Raw genomic sequence first — 18,233 nt, 5'->3', positions numbered from 1 at the left:
GCCGGGTGCCGTCAGGCCGGAGTGGCACCCGCCTGGGGCGCCGTACCGGCCTCCACCACAGGGCTGATCCTGGCCGCGGCCGGGGTGACCTCGACCGCGGAGTCCCGCGCCACCACGACCCCGGAGGGCTCCCGTCCCGACTCCCGCACGGAGTCCTCCGTCGGAAGCCGCCGCATGAGCAGCCCGTACCCGAGCCCCGCCGCCGTACCGACCACCGCGCACAGCCCCCAGAGCCAGGCCGCGCCGAAGCGGTCGATGACGACGCCGGACATCACGGGCGCGATGAGCGCGGCCAGAGCCCAGGAGAGCGTGTACATCCCCTGGTAGCGGCCCCGGCCGTGGACGGGGGAGAGGCGGACGACGAGACCGGTCTGCGTCGGCGCGTTGACGATCTCCGCGAGGGTCCACACGCAGACGGTGAGCGTGAAGACCGCCACCGACCCGGCGAAGGCGGTGAGCCCGAACCCGTACCCGGCGAGCACCGAAGAGATGACGAGGAGGCGCTTGGGGTCCCGGTGCTCGATGAAACGGGTGACCGGGATCTGGAGCGCGACGATCAGTACGCCGTTGACGGCGATCGCCGTGCCGTAGTCCGCCGGGGTGAAGCCGGCCGCACCCATGGCGACCGGCAGTCCGACGGAGCCCTGCTGGAAGACGAGGGCGACGAGGAACGACAGCCCGACGACGCTCATGAACCGTCCGTCGCGCAGCACGGTCCCGAGCCCGACCACGGGTTCCGTCTCCTTGGCGACCTGCACGGGCTTGGACTCCGGGAGCTTCGCGAAGACGACGAGCGCGCAGACGAGCGTCATGCCGGCCTCGATGAGGAAGCCCGCGAGGTAGCTGAACTCGGCGATGAAACCGGCGCCCATGGAGGAGACGGCGAAGCCGAGGTTGACGGCCCAGTAGTTGAGGGAGAAGGCGCGGACGCGGTCCTCGGGCCGGACGATGTCGGCCATCATCGCCTGCACGGCGGGCCGGGAGGCATTGCTGGCCATGCCGACCAGGAAGGCGACCGAGGCGATGGCCACCGGGTGGTGCATGAAGCCGAGCAGCGCGACCGAGCCGGCCGTCGACACCTGCGCGACGAGCAGCGTGGGCCGCCGGCCGAACCGGTCGGTCATCACTCCGGCGGCGAGCGAGGAGACCACGCCGCCGAGGCCGTGCAGGGACGCGACCAGACCGGCGTACGACGCGGAGTAGCCCCGGTCGAGGGTCAGGTACAGGGCCATGAAGGTGGCCACGAAGGCGCCGAGCCGGTTGACGAGTGTGCTGGTCCACAGCCACCAGAACTCGCGGGGGAGTCCTGAGACGGTCTCCCGGACGGCACGTCTCAGGACGGCGTGTGGCATGGATCCCCTACGGGTGTAAGCAGCTCGGGCGGCGATCACAACTTACGAGCGAGCTGCCTCGGAGGGCCACTCAATTAACAGATGCCGTCAACTGAAGGGCGGCGGAGGGGGTGCGGCGCGGGGTGCGGGGCGGCCGGTCGGGGGTCGCCGTGTCCGACTGATGGCCTAGGGCGCGAGGCGTCGCGGGGTTCGATTACGCTCGGAGCCATGGCCGACGCACCGTACAAGCTGATCCTCCTCCGCCACGGCGAGAGCGAATGGAACGCGAAGAACCTGTTCACCGGTTGGGTGGACGTCAACCTCAACGAGAAGGGCGAGAAGGAGGCAGTCCGCGGCGGTGAGCTGCTCAAGGACGCCGGCCTGCTGCCCGACGTGGTCCACACCTCGCTCCAGAAGCGCGCGATCCGCACCGCGCAGCTGGCGCTGGAGTCCGCGGACCGCCAGTGGATCCCGGTCCACCGCAGTTGGCGCCTGAACGAGCGTCACTACGGCGCCCTTCAGGGCAAGGACAAGGCCCAGACGCTCGCCGAGTTCGGCGAGGAGCAGTTCATGCTGTGGCGCCGCTCGTACGACACCCCGCCGCCGGCGCTCGACCGCGACGCCGAGTACTCCCAGTTCGACGACCCGCGCTACGCGGCGCTGCCGCCGGAGCTGCGCCCGCAGACGGAGTGCCTCAAGGACGTCGTCGTCCGCATGCTTCCGTACTGGTTCGACGGCATCGTCCCGGACCTCCTCACCGGTCGTACGGTCCTGGTCGCGGCCCACGGCAACTCGCTGCGCGCCCTGGTCAAGCACCTCGACGGCATCTCCGACGCCGACATCGCGGGCCTGAATATCCCCACCGGCATCCCCCTCTCCTACGAGCTGGACGCCGACTTCAAGCCCCTCAACCCGGGCGGCACCTACCTCGACCCGGACGCGGCCGCGGCCGCGATCGAGGCGGTCAAGAACCAGGGCAAGAAGAAGTAACGCGACACCAGTAAGCCCCCCACCTGCTGTTTCTTGGCAGGGCGGGGGCTTTTTGGTGGGGCTGGGCCGTCTCTGGGCCGTCAGGCTAGATGAGACGGATGGCCACGCGGACGGACACTACGAACGCCATGAGCAGTGCTACGGCGGGATGGATCCCAGACGACAGGCTCAGCCACGCTCCACCGCTGCCGATGATGCCGAACGGCAGTTCTCGGGGGGTGAGGTCGATACGAAGGTTGCGTCGTGGCACCATTGACTTCTCCATGTGGTTCATGAGTTCTCCAGCAGCGAGTAATGAGTGTGCCGATGGAAAGGAGAGGCCACCCCTGGCCGGGTGGCCTCTCCGCCTTATCGGTGGCAAGACTTTACTTGCCGATCTCCGGAACGACAAATTCCCCAGGAGAAATCGAAAACGCGCCTCGCTGTATGGGCGGTCGGGGTAAGGGTGAGGTGCGTTGAGTGTTGTAGTGCCGCCTTCACTAGTCCCTGTAGGTGCGTCGCGACCGGGTGACTCCAGTCGGAGTGAGGTCCTGCTGCGGCAGAGTCATAGATCTGCGTTGTAGCAGCTCAACCAGCGCTAACGCTGCAACTGGTTCCGCATCTAGCTCTGCATCGAGCTCTGCATCTAGTTCAGCGTCTAATGCCGCATCTAATGCTGCATCGAGCTCTGCATCTAGTTCCGCATCTAATGCTGCATCGAGCTCTGCATCTAGTTCCGCATCTAATGCCGCATCTAGTTCAGCGTCTAATGCCGCATCTAGTTCAGCGTCTAATGCTGCGTCTAATGCTGCATCTAGCTCTGCATCCAGTTCCGCATCTAGTGCTGTGGTGCGCACGTTGGTTGGTGGGGCGTTCGTGCACGTTCATCAAGCCTGGTAGATGGCAGATACGGCCTTGCGCGTGCGTTCCTGGCTGGACGGCATCAGGTGAGCGTAGACGCGCAGCGTCAGGCCCGGGTCCGAGTGGCCCAGGTACTCGGCCAGGGCCTTGATGTTCTCCCCGGCGTCCAGGAGCACCGAGGCGTAGAAGTGGCGGAGCGCGTGCATGCCGTTCTCGCGGGACTCGGCGTGCGGCTGTCCACGCTCGGCCGGGATCACTCCGGCGCTGGCCAGCGCCCGCTTCCACGCCTCCTCGTTGAGCGACGTGCGCCAGACATGGCCCCCGCGCGGTCCGGTGAAGATCAGCCGCTTGGTCACCGGAGGACCATCCGCGACCTTCCACGGCAAGGTGACCTCGACCGGCGGGAACTCCTTCATGTGCGCCCGGAGAGCGTCAGCGACCGGCCCAGGGAGCGGGACGTCCCGAAGCTTGCCGCCCTTCGGCGGGGCGAACACGGCCTTGCTGCGGCTCAGTTTCAGTTGCTGGACCACATGGAGCGTGTCCGACTCGAAGTCGATCGCGTCGGCGGCGACGCCGAGAATCTCGCCCTGGCGGAGCCCGCAGCCACCGCCCAGATCGACGATCGCTCGGAAGCGCTCATGCATGGCGGCGCGAACAGCGAAGACCCGTTCCGGCGTCCACGGCTTGACGCGCTTGGTGTCGACAACCGGCGGCCGGACCGAGCGAGCCGCACACGGGTTGCGGGGGAGATGCCCGTCATCCACGGCGGCGCTCAACGCAGCGCGCACGTTGGAGTAGATCGTCCGGGCGTACGAGCCCCGGTCGCCGTTCTTCTGAAGCTGCCGCACCCTGTCGCGGATGTGGGCTGGTTGGAAGGACCCGAGGGGGCGCGTACCCAGGTACGGGAGGGCGTGCAGTCGAAGCTGCGACTCCATCAAGCCCGGCTGCGCTCCGCTCCGCCGGGCGCGCTTCCCGGCTTCGCTGCGCGCCGCGCTCCTGCCTTCGGCCCGCTCGCGCGCGCTGCGCCGACGCGCGCCCACATGTGGATAGTGCGGTGGCCATGAGCCGATCACCGCATAGCGCGGCCACGGTCAGAGCAGTGCCTCCGGCGCGGGGGATCGGCCGGCACCGGGTGGGAGGGGCGCCGTTCCCGGCCGCGGGCACATCGTGGCGAGCGCTGCGGGCTCCCATCCCGTCCACCATCGCCCCAGGCAGAGCCGAGCAGACGCGGTCCAAGGCGTCCAGGTCGTTCGTACAGTGGCGTGCTCCACCTGGACGCCTTGGCCAGGCCCGCTCCACGGTGTGTGGGTCGACGGCGGACGGGATGAGAGCCGGGGAAGTGGTGGGGTGAGGTGGGGACTACTGCAAACCTGCCACGCTTCGAGCGTCGAGGTCTGAGAAGAAGCGGTCCACGATTTCGCTGTTGGCGACACTTTCGAGAGCCTCGCCGACTACCCGACCAGCCAGCTCCGTGGCCAACGACACGATGTCTCCCCGCAGTTCTGTCTCCGCGATGACGCGATCGGCCGCGAGCCGTGCCTGAGCTTCCACAATCATCGCCTCGCGTTCCCGCAGTCCCGCAGCGCGAATCTCGGCGATCAGTTGCGTGCCCTCCTCCAAAGCCCCCTGGCGCAGGCGCGCCGCCTCGTGTCGGGCCTCAGCCAGCTCCTCGCGATACTTGGCGAGGACTTCATCGGCTTCAGCCGCCAACTGTTCAGCACGTTCAGTCCGGCCCTCGATGGCGTCCTTCCGTTCGCCGAGGACCTTGTTGATGCGCGGTAAGAGAACCTTGGCCATCCAGACGAAGACAACAGCGAAGCTCACCACGCCGACCACCGTCGACGCGGGCCCAGGTATAAGAATGCCCATGCCAAGACCATAGGGGAGTAATGATTGCGCTGCGCAGGGCATCAGGTAAGAGTTCGCTCCTATCTGGTGCAGCAGCCATCCCGCTCTCCCATCTGGATCAGCCAGAACTGCTACAGGTCGGAGGGTGCACCCTTCGTGCCCCAACCGTGCCCGATCGAGCGGGGACCAGCGGTGAACCGCGGGCACTCGCGGGCAGCAGGCAACGCCACGGCCCCTGGCCGATCTACCTGGTCAGGGGCCGTTCACCAGCGCGGTGGGTGTGGGATTTTGAACCCACGGTGACTCGCGCCACGACGGTTCCGAGTGGTCTAGTGCCGCGTCAGAGAACTTTGCCCTGGGGTGACGGCTGGACGCCAGTGCACAGGCACGTCGCCGTTCCTCCGCCTTCACCGAGGCGGGCTCCGAGCTCGGCCACGACCTGGTCCTGCGCGCCAGGGACAGGGGAGAACACCGGGTCGCCTGACCGCTGTTGCCGGGTCTCCGGCTTTCCTGCCACTCTCCGATCCCGCAGTGGCACACTTCAATGACGCACGGCATACGGGGGGCCCACTCGCGGGCCCGATGCGATCAGGCGTACGTGGAGAGGCGGTCTGCCATGCGATCCCTGTTGGCGGTGGACGGCTCCGAAGGGCCCGACTCCCTTGCGGACCTCATCAGTTGGCTGAACGACGAAACGCTCCTACGTGGGCGGGTACGGACCCACGCGCCCGTGCCCGGCACCGGTGAACTGGGCGGTTGGACCGACATCGTGGTGATCGCGGTCGGCGCCGGAGGCGCACTTACCACGCTGGCGAGGGCGCTCTCCGTCTATCTGCAGCAGCCCCGTCGCAGCACAGTCCGCGTCAAGGTGGTTGCCCCCGACGGCAGGCGCACGGAAGTGACGATCGAGCACACCAAGGACCTCACCGCGGTCGAGGACCTGCTGCGGACGGCCCTGCACCCGAACGCCGATCCTGCCCGCGGCGTCGTCTCCCCCGACGCCGCCCCCGCCCTCGGCGAGGCATCCTCACCGGACAGCTGACCATGCTGCGTCCACCCAACCCAGGCCGCTCACGCGCCGTGCTGCTGGGCACAGCGGCGTACACGGAGGATCCTCTCCTCCCGAACGTCCCCGCCGTACGCAACAACGTCAGCGACTTCCAACGGCTCCTCACTGAAGGGCGGCCTGGCGCCTTCTCGGCGGAGACCACCCGTGTCGTGCTCGACCCGGCCACCCCGCGGGATCTCGGACTGCCGCTACTGGAAGCCGCACGACAGGCCGAGGACGTCTTCCTCGTCTACTACGCGGGGCACGGGATGGTCGGCCCCGAGCGGCGTGAGCTGTACCTCGGGCTTGCCAAGTCCGTAGCCGACGCACCCTCCTTCACAGCCTTCCCCTTCCAGGGCATCCGCGAGGCATTCATGGCCAGCCCGGCGCGCAACCGGGTTCTGATCCTCGACTGCTGCTTCTCGGGGCGGGCCATCACGGGCGGCCTCTCCCCCACTCACGTGCACGAGCCGCTCATCGACCAGATGGAGATCACCGGGACCTACACCCTGACATCTGCCGCCGCGAACGAACCCGCCCGCTTCCAGGATGGCGAACGGCACACCGCGTTCACCGGCGAACTGCTGCTCACCCTGCGCGACGGCATCCCCGCCACCTCGGCGACCGAGGTCACCCTCGGCGCCCTGTTCCGGCACCTCAAGCGTGTCCTGCCGGCGAAGGGCCTGCCCGAACCGCAGCAGTGCGGCACCGACACCGCCGAGTTCCTGATCCTGACCCGCCCCAGGCGTCGCGGCAGGCGCGGCCCCGTCGTCGAGCCGAACGTGACCGGGCCGCCGGGCAGCCGGGATGGGCTGCTGGCACGCCGGGACCTCGGCCGCCGACGCGGTGAGGAGGGCCAGACGGCCGAGGCCATCCGGCTGCTCAGCGAGGTCGTGCCCGATCTCACCCGGACCTTTGGCCCGGACAACCCCGAAACCCTCATCGGCCGCATCAACCTCGCCTATTGGACGGGCAGGGAGGGCGACGCCGCGGAAGCGCTGCGGCTGTCCACCGACACCGTCAAGGACATGACGCGGGTGCTGGGCCCGTACCACCAGGCGACCCTCGTCGGTCAGAGTCAACTCGCCCACTGGATCGGCGAATCGGGCGAGCACCACGAGGCGCTGCGACTCACCACGTCCGTCGTCCCCGACCTCGCGCGCATCCTCGGCCCCGACAACCGCGAGACCCTCATCGGTCGGGGCCGGCTGGCCCGTTGGACCGGGGAGGCGGGCGCCCCCGCGGCGGCGGCACGGCTGACCGGCGAACTCGTACCCGACCTGTCTCGCGTCCTGGGCGCGGAGGACCGCGAGACCTTCACCGGGCGGCTCAACCAGGCGCACTGGACAGGACGGGCCGGTAGTGCGAAGCCCGCCGTGCGGCTGCTCACCACCCTGGTGCCGGACCTGTCCTGGGCCCTCGGGGCCGACGACCAGCACACCCTCATCAGCCGCTCGAGGCTGGCCCAGTGGTCAGGAGCAGCAGGCCGCCGGCACCAGGCCCGGCAGCTGTTCGACGCCGTGGTGCCGGACCTGAGCCGTGTCCTCGGCCCCGACGACCGCGAGACCCTGCTCGCCCGCAGCCAGCTCGCCCACTGGACCGGCGAGACGGGCGAACCCGAGGCAGCGGTAGCGCTGTTCACCCTGCTGGTGAGCGACCTCGCCTGGGTACTCGGTCCCGACGACCGGGTCACGGTGGTCAGCCGAGCCCGGCTGGCCCACTGGATGGCGGTCCAGGGCGCGGTGGGTGATGCGATCCGCCAGTTCCACGCCGTCCTGCCGGACCTCGACCGCGTGCTGGGCCCCAACGCACCCGAAACCACCGAGAACCGCGTCCTGTTGGCGCACTGGCGTAAGAAGGCGGACCGACGGCTCAAGAGGGAGATCTTCTACGGGGCCGGGACCCCCGGAGGTTCACGGTGACCGCAGCCCCGGGACCGGACCACACCCTGCGGGCCTCGGACCCCGTACAGATCGGCCCCTACCGACTGCTCGGACGGCTCGGCTCCGGGGGCATGGGCCGGGTGTATCTGGGCCGCTCGATGACCGGGCAGCTGGCCGCGGTCAAGGTGCTGCACGATCAGCTCGCCGAGGACCAGCTTTTCCGGAGCCGGTTCGTGCGCGAGCTCGACGTGGCTTCGCGGATCAGCGGGAGGTTCAGCGCCGCTGTTCTGGGATCCAGCGGACTTCGCGACCAGCATCTGTGGCTGGCGACCGAGTACGTCCCAGGGCCCTCGGTACTCGAGGCGGTCGAGGCGTCCGGACCGCTCGACACGGAGACGGTGCTGGCGCTGTGTCTCGGACTGCTCGGCGCGCTGGAAACGATCCATTCGGCGGGGGTCATCCACCGCGACCTGAAACCGTCGAACGTCCTGCTCGCCGCGGATGGCCCTCGCGTGATCGACTTCGGTATCTCGGCCGCCGTCGACACGACCCGGCTCACCCTGACCAACGTGGCCGTGGGAACGCCGGGCTACATGTCACCGGAATTGATCCGGGGGGGCACCGAGGTGGGACCCGCCAGTGATGTCTTCGCGCTGGGGTGCACGCTCGCCTTCGCCGCCACCGGCGTCAGCCCCTTCATGGGGGCGAACGCGGTCGAGACGGCCTTCCGGGTCATCCGCGAGGCCCCCGACCTCCCGGGGCTCCCCGAGGAGATCGGGGCACTGGTCGAACCCTGCCTGCAGAAGGAACCGGAGCGCCGGCCCTCGATCGACGCGTTGATCAAAACGCTGCCCGCTGCGGAGACAGACCGGATCTCCCGGCTACTAGCCCATGGGCAATGGCTGCCCGCACACATCCAACGCCAGACATTGGAACACGAGGGCAGGGCCCTCGCGTGGGATGGTGCGCGCCAGTCGTCGCCGCAGACCGTTCTGCAGGATTGGCCACTCCCCACCGACGACGACACCAGGTCCCTGTTCGCCCCCCATGCCGCGACACCCGACGAGGCACAGCCGACGGACCCCAGCACCGTTGTACTCAACGGCAACGCCCCGGCACCCGCACCGCTCACCCTGCCTGCGCCACCGTCCCTCGGCACCTTCGGCCCGCCTCCGGGCAGCGGTCCGCCGTACGTCCCCGGCACCACGGACCCCGACGAACCCGAGCCCGGCCCCATGGACGAGGCGTCCATGCGCACCCACACGGCCCTCCTACCCGCCGACACACCACCGCTGCCGCGAATCCCGCGTCGCGGCTGGCTCCGCTGGGTTCCGGCTTTCCACGGGAAGGTCCGGAAGTGATCTCCTCGGCCGTCTCCCCAAACTAGTGCTGCTCCGCGTTAGTTCGTGGAGGTGTCATGCGGCTTTGAGTGGCCTGACGTCGTAGGTCCAGCGGTAGGGCTTGGCGGTGGTGTTGTGCGCGATCACGTAGGCGTCCATTTTGTCGATGAGGTCGTCGCGGCTGGAAGGCCCGCGAGGGCGGAACGACTGCTGTCGTCATCCGAGGCAACACCGACGGGTCACTGAAGCTGACACAGTCTCGCGTGATGACAGCCAACGACCTCACTCACGCCCTGATGTCCGTCTCGCTCGCATGGACGGTCGGACTCATGGGACTCCGGTCGATGTTCAAAGGGGCCAAGGACGAGGCCCACGCCGCGCACGTGCGTCAAGGACACCTTCGGGCGGATGCACACCAAGCCCACGAGATCCTCGCCGAAGCGGGCCAAGACGCGGCAATCACGCTGGTCCGTTGCGAAGACCGAGACACGCGGCACATGGTCGTCGCAGCCGCCGCCGACCATGCAGGACGAAGCTGGGACGGCTCGCTCACAGATTTGCTCGCCGCCCTTGATCCCGGAAGCACTCACGACCGGGTACGCGCCGCCCTCGGCGAGCCCAACAGCACGAACCGCTGAGCACCACCGACGACCGGACCGTCGGGCAAACCCCCAGCTCATGCCCATGTACAGGGCAAGCCTCAGCTGCCGGGGCCACTGTCGTGAAGACACCAGCTATCTGGTTGGCTGAGGTTCAAGCGATCGAGGCGCGATAGGCCGACGCGCATGACGGCGTTGGCCGGGCCATGTCCGGGCCGTCCCTGGGCCGTCCGGGGTTGCTCAACAGTGGCCAAGGACGACCAACGACGACCACCAGGCGCACGAGCCCACCGCCCCTGAGCTGGGAAGCAGCAGGTCGCCAAGATCCCCGACAAGACCCAGGGCAAGAAGAAGTAGCCTTCGCGATCACGCCCCCGACCTGCGCTTACGGCGCGGATCGGGGGCGTTTTCACGGCCTGGGCCCTCTATGGGACCTCAGCGCGACGGCTCCTGCTGCGGTCGAAGCGCCTCACCAAGAGCCTTCCGGGCACGGCCCCGGTTGCCGCGTGCTCGCCACTCGCCAGGCGTGCTCCTCTAGAGGGTCGCCAGGAGCCAGGCCACCGGGAGGGTGAGGATGCCGAGAGCGATGGCGCCGATCAGGGAGGCGAGCCAGACGAAGACGTAGTTCTCGCCGTTGAGGAGGCGTCCTCGGCGGGCGGAGGTGAGCAGCCAGTGGCCCGGCAGGACGAGGGTGACGGCCGTCCAGCCGGCGAAGGTGACGTATTCGGCGGCGGCGAGCGGCGAGGGCTCGAAGACCGCGTCGCCGACGCGTCGGACGTCGCGCCGGGTACCCGGCCGGAGGTCGCCGGAGGAGCATCGGCCGCGCCGCCGTCGCATCGGCGGACGAGGACGCGGAGGACGGCGTGTACGTGCCCCGGCAGTGGGTGTCGGTGTCCTCCGGCCCCTCGAAGCAGCCGGCGACCACGAAGGTGCCGCTCGGCCCTGCGATGCCCGTCAGCGCGGCCAGCCGGGCGCCGAACAGCAGCCAGACCACGGCCAGGCACCCCACGAGCCACAGCACGGCGAACCCACCGACCGCCCGCCAGAACCACGTCCGGCCCGTCCATCCCATGCGACGCCCCCCGTCACCCGGTCATCGGTCCGAGGACGCCTTACCCGGCGGCGGCGCCGCGGAACCGCACCTGCTGCGGAGAAGGGACGGTCGGCCCCAGCGCCGGCAGGGCCCAGTTCCGGTCGGGAGTACGTCACTTCGCCACGGCCGTAGTCAGCTTCCTTGTCAGGCCCAGCTGTCGAGGCCAGAAGGAACCGGACACGACCGAGCCCCCTGCCTGCGGGGCGTCCGCGGGCAGGGGGCTCGATGGTGTGTCTCTGTCTCTGTCTCTGTCTCCGTGTCTGGTCGGCTACTTGTGCGTGGTCCGCACCGACTCCAGGTCCGGTTGCGGTGCCGTCGGGCCGGGCCGCGTCGGAGCGGTCGCGCCGGGGGTGTCCCCGGTGCGCGGGGCGGAGAGTGCCGACTGCTTCTGCGTCGCCGGGGCGACGCCGTTGTAGTACGGGTGGTACGCCACGAGTGAAGTGCCCGCGCTGATCGCGGAGCCCGCGGCGGTCAGCTCGGACGACGAGATGGATCCCGTCCCGCCGAAGGCGATGACGGACTGGAGGCTCGCGGCCTGCTGGCGCAGGTAGGTCGCGTCCGTCTCCGTCAGGGTCGTCTCGTCGGCCCACAGGATCGGGCCGTACCAGAGCATGCCTGCGCTCGCCGAGACGCCGCCGCGCCAGCTGTCCGACCAGGCCAGTCCCACCTGGAACGGCGAGGACCACCAGAACCGGGCGAGCGCGACCGAGGTGCCGTCGTGGCCGCTGCCGGTGATGGGGTAGTACGTCCAGGTGTCGGGCCAGTTGGAGAAGTAGGTGTGCGTGACCGCGTACTTCGCCGAAGCACCGACCGGGATGATCCTGGTCTCGTCGGGGTCGAGCGCATTGAGGTACGCCTTCACGGACGACGTCAGCGCGTTGCCGTCGTTGAGGACGACCGTGCCCTTGCCCTTGTAGCCGAGCGCCCCCGCCGCCGCGGAGGCCGCGATTGCCGAGTGGTAGTCCGTGCCGGTGGCGACGAAGACGTACTCCGGAGCGCTGGTCACGGCCTTGGCGACCGCCACCGACGTGGAGTAGCGGGAGGTTCCCGCCAGTCGCTTCGGGGTGAAGCCGAGCGAGCTGACCTTGCCGGCGACGGTGCTGGAGAGGATGTCGGTGCCGCCGACCAGGTACACCGTGGCGCCGGGCTTCAGCGTGCGCTTCAGCTCCGTCTGCACGGCGGACGACAGCGAAGTCTTCGACGTCATCAGGATCTCGGCCTGCTTCTGACCGGCGAGCGTCTGCGCGGTCTGCGCGTAGGACGGGCTGTCCTCACTGATGAGGACGGCCGCCTTGGCGTCTACCAGGCCGGGTTCGCTGCTGCCTGTCGTGTTCCAGGTCCAGCGGGACGCGGCCAGGTTGGTGCCCGGTGAGTCGGCGCCCCAGACGCGGGCGGTGCTCTGGCCGCGCAGCGGCTGCCAGGCGACATCGACGGTGGACGAGGTGTGGGCCGGTGCCGGCATCGTGGAGAGCGAGTTGTCGGCGAGGTCCAGGATGCGGGTCGACGAGACGTCGTCGTCACCGGTGTTGAACGCGATCTTCTTGCCGGTCGGCGCCCACTCCGGAGTGGTGGCGTTCGCCCCGTCGGTGAGCCGCTGCTCTCCCGTACCGTCCACGTTCATCACGAACAGCTCGCTCGTGCCGTCCACTTCGCGGACGAAGGCGACGCGGGTGCCGTCGGGCGAGATCGCCGGATGCGCGCCGCTGCTCGTCAGCTTGGTGAAACCGCCGGTGCCCACGTCGTAGAGCCAGATCGCCGCACCGGTCGCGGTCCCGCAGCTCTCCCCGGTACGGACGAAGGCGATCAGTCCGTTGACGGACGCGCTCGGCTGGCGGTCGCAGCCGTCCTCCGTGGTGGAGAACAGCGGCTGTGCGTAGCGGGAGCCGTCGGACGGGGCGTACCGGAGCCGGCCGGCGCCCGAGTAGACGATGGTGGCACCGCCGCCCACGAACGTCGGATCGGACACGCCCCCCACCGAGTCGCTCTGCTCCAGGATCCTCACCAGGGTGGAGCCGGTGTACCGCCGGGTCTCGACCCGGCCGTCGCGGACGTACGCGATCCGGCTGCCGTCGGGCGACCACGCGGGCTGCGAGGCGCGGTCGGCGATGGTGGTGTAGGTGCTGCTGCCCGGTTTCACGAGCTGCAGGGTCTGCTCGGCTCCGTTGCGGAACGCCAGCATCCCGTCGGTCGCCTGCCACGTCACCGGTCCGGCTGCGGCCGCGCCCGGTGCGACGGCCGTACCCGCCGCCAGGGCGACGGTGGTGCCGAGCGCCGCGAGCACGCGGCGTCTGTGAATCTTCATGTGCCCCCACAAAAGTGATCAAAGGGCTGCCGTTCGCCTCCCCGACGCGGAACGGGAACCTCACGTTCCTTCACGACAGTTGCGCCACCGTAACCGCGCAGGTGGCCGTAGGGGAACAGGGGCCTCACGGTGACGTCCGTGAGGGGGGCGGAGGTGTCTTGACCTGCACTGGACAGGACCGTAGGTTCCGCATGTTCGATCACTTCAAGACGGGTGTCCGAAGTCGGCCGTGGGGACACGACATGCACTGGTACGTAGACGCGCTCCGGAAGTACGCGACGTTCGGCGGGCGGGCGCGTCGCGCCGAATACTGGATGTTCGGCCTCGTCAACTACGCGATCGGCGTGGTGCTGCTCGCGGCCGGAGCCGCGCTGGACCTCGGTCCGCCCTACAGTCCCTTTGCGCTCTTCTGGCTTGCGATGTTCCTCCCCGCGCTCGCCGTGAGCGTCCGCCGCCTGCACGACACGGGTCGCACCGGTTGGTGGCTCCTCCTCGGGCTGATCCCGGTCGTCGGCCACTTCGTCCTGCTGGTCTTCCACTGCACCGAGAGCCGGCCCGGAGAGAACGAGTACGGGGCGCCGCCGAAGTACATCGGCGCGCACGTCTGACCTTTCCGGCGGCACGCACTGAGCTGTTTCCACCGGCAGATCCGGCGAACTGTGTCCACCGGCAGATCCGGCCGGACAGATCCCGGACAGGTCCGGACAGATCCGGGGCAGATCCCGGACGGGTCCCGGGCAGGCCTAGCCGTCCGTTCTTCCCGGGGCGAGGTCGGGCAGGGTCGTGCGGAGCCAGTCGGCGAGGACGGAGAAGTCGTCCTCCTCGAGGCCCGCGGCCGGGTCGACGCGGTGAAGCAGCGAAGGGCCCTGGTGCTGCGCGGCGACCCAGAGCCGGTCCACGGGGCCGATCTCGTCGTCGACCCAGATGAACGGCCGCCGGTCCGCCCACTCCACGAGGGTGCGGGTCTTCCAGTGCAGGCCGCGAGGGCCGTCCTCGGGGGAGTCCTCGGGCCACTCCACCACGGGCAGCCGAGGCAGCCCGAGCCGTGGGCCGACGGACGCGTTCGCCTCGTCCATCCAGGTCGTGGCCCAGACCAGGTCGCACCCCAGCGCCGACAGACGCGGCCCCACGGACGGGTCGAGCCGCCCGAGCAGCGGATTCCCCAGATCAGGGAACGCTTCGGAGCCCGGGTCGGGAATCCGCTCCCGACCGGTTGACGGACCGAACGGGATGAGGGGGCCGTCGACATCGAGGAAGAGGACGGGGCGCTTCACCCCTGCTCCCCGGCTTCCGCGCGTGCTTCCGCGTCACGAAGAGCCGGGCCGTCACGAAGAGCCGGGACCGCCGCCCCGGCCGCATCCAGGGGCACCTCGCCGCACACCGGAAAGACGTACTCCGTCATCGCGCTCCCCGTCCCTCTCAGCTCCGGAGAGTACGAGCCCTCAGCCGCCCTGTCGCCTCGATTCGCCGCCGGGGCGATCTGGGCGGAGGTGCCGGTCGGTGCGCCGACGAGCGCGAAGGGCCCCGTCGTGATGACGGGGCCCTTCTGTACGTACGTAGGTGATCAGCCGCACTGGCAGGGGTTGCCCGACTGGCAGCCGCAGCCGCAGCCGGAGCCGCAGCCGCAGGCGCCGAACAAAGGGAGACTCTTGATCTCGGCGGGCTGTTGGGTGTCGCGGTCCCGCGTCGGGTCGGGCGTGCTGGGGGATTCGGCCATGGGTCCCTCCTTCAGGCACGGAAGCGTGCGAGGCACGCTGCGCCGCACAGTTCCTGTCGCCCATCTCATGCCCACCCGGGCAGGCGCATCAACGGCGCACTGAGGCGTCCCGCGCGCCCGGGAGTCGCATCCCACGCGGGGGCGGGCCGGGAACCGAACCCGCCTCCCTCCCCCGCAGAGGAGGGGGAGGGAGGCGGGGAGGGAGATGGGGAGGGGAAGAGACGGACGGGCGGGCCCAGGCTCGGGGCCGCCCGTCGGCCGGAGAGAGCTAGGCCCCCTCCACCCCCGTGACCGGCTGGATGTCCTGCTGGAGTTCGTCGGCGTGCTCGCCGGTGACCAGGTAGACCACGCGCTTGGCGACCGAGACGGCGTGGTCGGCGAAGCGCTCGTAGTAGCGGCCGAGCAGGGTGACGTCGACGGCGGTCTCGATGCCGTGCTGCCACTTGTCGTCCAGCAGGTGCTGGAAGAGCGTGCGGTGCAGGAGGTCCATCTCGTCGTCGTCCTGCTCCAGCTGCATCGCCAGGTCGACGTCCTTGGTGATGATGACCTCGGCGGCCTTCGCCATCAGGCGCTGGGCGAGCTGGCCCATCTCCAGGATCGTGGCGTGCAGGTCGTGCGGGACGGCGCGGTCCGGGAAGCGCAGCCGGGCCAGCTTGGCCACGTGCTGGGCCAGGTCGCCGGAGCGCTCCAGGTCGGCCGACATACGGAGCGAGGTGACGACGATACGGAGATCCGTCGCCACCGGCTGCTGGCGGGCCAGCAGGGCTATCGCCCGCGCCTCCAGCTCGTGCTGAAGATCGTCGACCCTCTGGTCGGCAGCGATCACGCTCTCGGCCAGCTTCAGATCGGAGTCCAGGATCGCCGTCGTGGCGCGCCCGATCGCCGACCCGACGAGCCGGGCCATCTCGACCAGGCCGTCTCCGATCGAGTCAAGTTCCTCGTGATACGCGTCACGCATGTGGTTGTCCCTCTCCTACGTCAACTTCGGGGCCCGGGGTCCGGGACCTGGCTGTTCCGGCGGCCGTACGGCCGCCGGACGGACCCGTGAACCCCACGTTCCCACGGTCAGGCCTGTACGCGTCCGTTTCCGGCACCACAAATGAACCACTACTGGCTCCTGGGTGAACTCTGGGCGACGAGTGTTCGAGGTCCCACTCGGATGGCTGTGGCCAGGAGCGACGGCATGCCTAACCTGGGTGCATGGACGTGAACGCGGCGGTCGCCGCAGCGGCAGCGATCGCCGGAGTACTTACCGGTGTCATCGCCATGCTGGCGTTCCGCTGGAGCGAGCGCGACCAGAAACGCCCGACCCGCACTTCTCTGCACACGGACGCGGTGCTTCCACCGGGTGTCGACACCGTGCTGTCCGTGCTCAGGTCCTCGGCGGTCGTACTCGACGAAGCGGACGCCGTGGTCAAGGCCAGTTCGGCGGCGTACGCCCTCGGACTGGTGCGCGGCGGCAAACTGGCCGTCGAACCGATGCTCCACATGGCGCGTGACACCCGTCGTGACGGGGAGATACGTCAGGTGGAGCTGGACCTGCCGAGAAGGGGGACGGGGAGGGGTGAGGCCCTCGCCGTCTCCGCGCGTGTGGCGCCCCTCGGATCGCGGCTCGTCCTCCTGCTCGTGGAGGACCTGACGGAGGCGCGCCGCATCGAAGCCGTACGGCGCGACTTCGTGGCGAACGTGAGTCATGAGCTCAAGACACCCGTCGGAGCGCTCTCCCTGCTCTCCGAGGCCGTCATGGACGCCTCGGACGATCCGGAGGCCGTCGAGCGTTTCGCCGGGCGCATGCAGATAGAGGCCACCCGGCTCACCAACCTCGTCCAGGAGCTCATCGACCTGTCGAGGGTCCAGAACGACGATCCACTCGAGGACGCCGAGCCGGTCCGGGTCGACGAGCTGGTCGCCGAGGCGATCGACCGCTGCCGCCACCAGGCCGGCACGAAGCAGATCACCATGGCGGCCGGCGGCACCGCCGACCTGAGCCTGTTCGGGAACCGGGGCCAGCTGGCCGCCGCCCTCGGCAACCTCGTCGAGAACGCCGTCAACTACTCACCCGCCCGCACCCGCGTCGGGATAGCCGCCCGCCGGGTGACGGCGCCCGGTGGGGAACACATCGAGATCGCCGTGACCGACCAGGGCATCGGCATCTCCGACAAGGACAAGGAGCGCATCTTCGAGCGCTTCTACCGCGTCGATCCGGCCCGCTCCCGTGCCACCGGCGGTACGGGCCTCGGGCTGGCCATCGTCAAACACGTGGCCGCCTCGCACGGCGGGGAGGTCACGGTGTGGAGCTCCGAGGGTCAGGGCTCCACGTTCACCCTGCGGCTGCCGGAGGCGAGTGCGGCCCGCGAACGCGTGACCGATCACCACATGCCCGGACTCGACGAAGAGGACGAGTCCGTGCAGCCCGACGGGACGACCACCGTCACATCCCCGTACGAACCGCTTCCTGCCCCGGAGGTCCTTCCGTGACCCGTGTGCTCGTCGTCGAGGACGAGGAGTCCTTCTCCGACGCCCTGTCGTACATGCTCCGCAAGGAGGGCTTCGAGGTCGCCATCGCGACCACCGGGCCCGACGGACTCGACGAGTTCGAGCGCAACGGCGCCGACCTCGTTCTCCTCGACCTGATGCTGCCGGGCCTGCCCGGCACGGAGGTGTGCCGCCAGCTGCGCGGCCGCTCCAACGTCCCGGTGATCATGGTGACCGCCAAGGACAGCGAGATCGACAAGGTCGTCGGGCTCGAAATAGGAGCCGACGACTACGTCACCAAGCCCTTCTCCTCCCGGGAGCTGGTCGCCCGCATCCGGGCCGTGCTGCGCCGCCGCGGGGAGCCGGAGGAGGTCGCCCCGGCGGCCCTCGAGGCCGGTCCCGTCCGGATGGACGTCGACCGTCACGTGGTCACCGTCTCGGGCTCCAAGGTCGACCTCCCGCTGAAGGAGTTCGACCTCCTGGAGATGCTGCTGCGCAACGCGGGCCGCGTCCTGACCCGGATGCAGCTCATCGACCGGGTCTGGGGTGCCGACTACGTCGGTGACACCAAGACCCTCGACGTTCACGTCAAGCGTCTGCGCGCGAAGATCGAGCCGGACCCGGGCGCGCCCCGGTACCTGGTGACCGTGCGCGGTCTCGGCTACAAGTTCGAGCCGTAGACCGGCCCCACCTACACGCGCGTGCCTGACAGCGCACCACAGAGCGCGACACGGAACGCGACACAGAACACGACGTAAGCAGCACGA

Annotated in this window: 17 protein-coding genes and 1 pseudogene; 8 read left to right on the top strand and 10 right to left on the bottom strand. The window is 69.4% G+C overall.

Going from position 1 to position 18,233, the window contains the following annotated elements; translation table 11 throughout:
- Positions 1-11: 11 nt before the first annotated feature.
- Positions 12-1,352 carry an MDR family MFS transporter gene (locus OG788_RS21710; protein WP_406372865.1) on the bottom strand — a complete coding sequence of 447 codons (1,341 nt, stop codon included), beginning with the start codon at positions 1,350-1,352 and terminating at the stop codon, positions 12-14.
- 207 nt (positions 1,353-1,559) lie between these two features.
- Here OG788_RS21710 and OG788_RS21705 point away from each other — a divergent pair, with 207 nt between their 5' ends.
- A complete protein-coding gene (locus OG788_RS21705) occupies positions 1,560-2,321 on the top strand; it encodes a phosphoglyceromutase (RefSeq protein WP_351537173.1) in 762 nt (253 codons plus the stop codon).
- Positions 2,322-2,406: 85 nt separating this feature from the next.
- On the opposite strand, the gene OG788_RS21700 is transcribed toward OG788_RS21705, so the two are convergent.
- The 4 genes and pseudogenes from OG788_RS21700 to OG788_RS21685 form a co-directional block, all read right to left on the bottom strand.
- A complete protein-coding gene (locus tag OG788_RS21700; protein ID WP_406372863.1) occupies positions 2,407-2,574 on the bottom strand; it encodes a hypothetical protein in 168 nt (55 codons plus the stop codon).
- Positions 2,575-2,800: 226 nt separating this feature from the next.
- Positions 2,801-3,157, bottom strand: a complete 357-nt coding sequence (locus OG788_RS21695) for a hypothetical protein (protein ID WP_406372861.1) — start codon at positions 3,155-3,157, stop codon at positions 2,801-2,803.
- A 30-nt stretch (positions 3,158-3,187) separates the two neighbouring features.
- Positions 3,188-4,096, bottom strand: a pseudogene (locus OG788_RS21690) (tyrosine-type recombinase/integrase); the annotation flags it as partial.
- Positions 4,097-4,520: 424 nt separating this feature from the next.
- Positions 4,521-5,072: a F0F1 ATP synthase subunit B gene (locus OG788_RS21685; protein ID WP_406372859.1), complete on the bottom strand. Its 552-nt coding sequence runs from the start codon at positions 5,070-5,072 to the stop codon at positions 4,521-4,523.
- Positions 5,073-5,625: 553 nt separating this feature from the next.
- Between OG788_RS21685 and OG788_RS21680 the strand changes: the two genes are divergently transcribed.
- The 4 genes from OG788_RS21680 to OG788_RS21665 all read left to right on the top strand — a co-directional run bounded on the left by OG788_RS21680 (position 5,626) and on the right by OG788_RS21665 (position 9,918).
- Complete coding sequence (locus OG788_RS21680; protein ID WP_406372857.1) at positions 5,626-6,051, top strand: hypothetical protein; 426 nt, start codon at positions 5,626-5,628, stop codon at positions 6,049-6,051.
- A 2-nt stretch (positions 6,052-6,053) separates the two neighbouring features.
- Positions 6,054-7,979 carry a tetratricopeptide repeat protein gene (locus OG788_RS21675; protein ID WP_406372856.1) on the top strand — a complete coding sequence of 642 codons (1,926 nt, stop codon included), beginning with the start codon at positions 6,054-6,056 and terminating at the stop codon, positions 7,977-7,979.
- Entirely contained in the window at positions 7,976-9,301 is a 1,326-nt protein-coding gene (locus tag OG788_RS21670) for a serine/threonine-protein kinase (RefSeq protein ID WP_406372854.1), read from the top strand. Before OG788_RS21675 ends, OG788_RS21670 begins: the two co-directional genes overlap by 4 nt.
- A gap of 245 nt (positions 9,302-9,546) precedes the next feature.
- Positions 9,547-9,918 carry a hypothetical protein gene (locus OG788_RS21665; protein WP_406372852.1) on the top strand — a complete coding sequence of 124 codons (372 nt, stop codon included), beginning with the start codon at positions 9,547-9,549 and terminating at the stop codon, positions 9,916-9,918.
- A gap of 495 nt (positions 9,919-10,413) precedes the next feature.
- Here OG788_RS21665 and OG788_RS21660 read toward each other — a convergent pair whose 3' ends face one another.
- A complete protein-coding gene (locus OG788_RS21660) occupies positions 10,414-10,716 on the bottom strand; it encodes a hypothetical protein (RefSeq protein ID WP_406372851.1) in 303 nt (100 codons plus the stop codon).
- A gap of 524 nt (positions 10,717-11,240) precedes the next feature.
- A complete protein-coding gene (locus OG788_RS21655) occupies positions 11,241-13,274 on the bottom strand; it encodes a cell wall-binding repeat-containing protein (RefSeq protein ID WP_406372849.1) in 2,034 nt (677 codons plus the stop codon).
- Positions 13,275-13,516: 242 nt separating this feature from the next.
- On the opposite strand from OG788_RS21655, the gene OG788_RS21650 reads away from it, so the two are divergent.
- Positions 13,517-13,882, top strand: a complete 366-nt coding sequence (locus OG788_RS21650) for a DUF805 domain-containing protein (RefSeq protein ID WP_406372847.1) — start codon at positions 13,517-13,519, stop codon at positions 13,880-13,882.
- 135 nt (positions 13,883-14,017) lie between these two features.
- Here OG788_RS21650 and OG788_RS21645 read toward each other — a convergent pair whose 3' ends face one another.
- The 3 genes from OG788_RS21645 to phoU all read right to left on the bottom strand — a co-directional run bounded on the left by OG788_RS21645 (position 14,018) and on the right by phoU (position 15,949).
- Positions 14,018-14,548, bottom strand: a complete 531-nt coding sequence (locus OG788_RS21645; protein ID WP_406372845.1) for an HAD domain-containing protein — start codon at positions 14,546-14,548, stop codon at positions 14,018-14,020.
- Between the two features lie 290 nt (positions 14,549-14,838).
- Positions 14,839-14,991, bottom strand: a complete 153-nt coding sequence (locus tag OG788_RS21640; RefSeq protein WP_351537215.1) for a hypothetical protein — start codon at positions 14,989-14,991, stop codon at positions 14,839-14,841.
- A 268-nt stretch (positions 14,992-15,259) separates the two neighbouring features.
- Entirely contained in the window at positions 15,260-15,949 is a 690-nt protein-coding gene (gene phoU / locus OG788_RS21635) for a phosphate signaling complex protein PhoU (RefSeq protein ID WP_266760065.1), read from the bottom strand.
- 242 nt (positions 15,950-16,191) lie between these two features.
- Between phoU and OG788_RS21630 the strand changes: the two genes are divergently transcribed.
- Both OG788_RS21630 and OG788_RS21625 read left to right on the top strand, forming a co-directional pair.
- Positions 16,192-17,469: an ATP-binding protein gene (locus tag OG788_RS21630; protein ID WP_351537219.1), complete on the top strand. Its 1,278-nt coding sequence runs from the start codon at positions 16,192-16,194 to the stop codon at positions 17,467-17,469.
- On the top strand, positions 17,466-18,146 hold the full coding sequence (locus OG788_RS21625; protein ID WP_043441515.1) for a response regulator transcription factor: 681 nt from the start codon (positions 17,466-17,468) through the stop codon (positions 18,144-18,146). Before OG788_RS21630 ends, OG788_RS21625 begins: the two co-directional genes overlap by 4 nt.
- Positions 18,147-18,233: the final 87 nt, after the last annotated feature.

This window comes from Streptomyces sp. NBC_00647, assembly GCF_045207245.1.
Classification (GTDB): Bacteria; Actinomycetota; Actinomycetes; order Streptomycetales; family Streptomycetaceae; genus Streptomyces.
The sequence above is the reverse complement of the archived record's forward strand: the minus strand, read 5'-3'. Positions and strand labels throughout refer to the sequence as shown.

What these genes read in the sequence shown, in the direction of transcription:
- OG788_RS21640 (WP_351537215.1), bottom strand. Translation starts at nt 14,991, where the DNA reads ATGGCCGAATCCCCCAGCACGCCCGACCCGACGCGGGACCGCGACACC.
- OG788_RS21660 (WP_406372851.1), bottom strand. Translation starts at nt 10,716, where the DNA reads ATGCGACGGCGGCGCGGCCGATGCTCCTCCGGCGACCTCCGGCCGGGT.
- OG788_RS21630 (WP_351537219.1), top strand. Translation starts at nt 16,192, where the DNA reads ATGGACGTGAACGCGGCGGTCGCCGCAGCGGCAGCGATCGCCGGAGTA.
- OG788_RS21705 (WP_351537173.1), top strand. Translation starts at nt 1,560, where the DNA reads ATGGCCGACGCACCGTACAAGCTGATCCTCCTCCGCCACGGCGAGAGC.
- OG788_RS21655 (WP_406372849.1), bottom strand. Translation starts at nt 13,274, where the DNA reads ATGAAGATTCACAGACGCCGCGTGCTCGCGGCGCTCGGCACCACCGTC.
- OG788_RS21710 (WP_406372865.1), bottom strand. Translation starts at nt 1,352, where the DNA reads ATGCCACACGCCGTCCTGAGACGTGCCGTCCGGGAGACCGTCTCAGGA.
- OG788_RS21685 (WP_406372859.1), bottom strand. Translation starts at nt 5,072, where the DNA reads ATGCCCTGCGCAGCGCAATCATTACTCCCCTATGGTCTTGGCATGGGC.
- phoU (WP_266760065.1), bottom strand. Translation starts at nt 15,949, where the DNA reads ATGCGTGACGCGTATCACGAGGAACTTGACTCGATCGGAGACGGCCTG.
- OG788_RS21700 (WP_406372863.1), bottom strand. Translation starts at nt 2,574, where the DNA reads ATGGTGCCACGACGCAACCTTCGTATCGACCTCACCCCCCGAGAACTG.
- OG788_RS21680 (WP_406372857.1), top strand. Translation starts at nt 5,626, where the DNA reads ATGCGATCCCTGTTGGCGGTGGACGGCTCCGAAGGGCCCGACTCCCTT.
- OG788_RS21675 (WP_406372856.1), top strand. Translation starts at nt 6,054, where the DNA reads ATGCTGCGTCCACCCAACCCAGGCCGCTCACGCGCCGTGCTGCTGGGC.
- OG788_RS21650 (WP_406372847.1), top strand. Translation starts at nt 13,517, where the DNA reads ATGCACTGGTACGTAGACGCGCTCCGGAAGTACGCGACGTTCGGCGGG.
- OG788_RS21665 (WP_406372852.1), top strand. Translation starts at nt 9,547, where the DNA reads ATGACAGCCAACGACCTCACTCACGCCCTGATGTCCGTCTCGCTCGCA.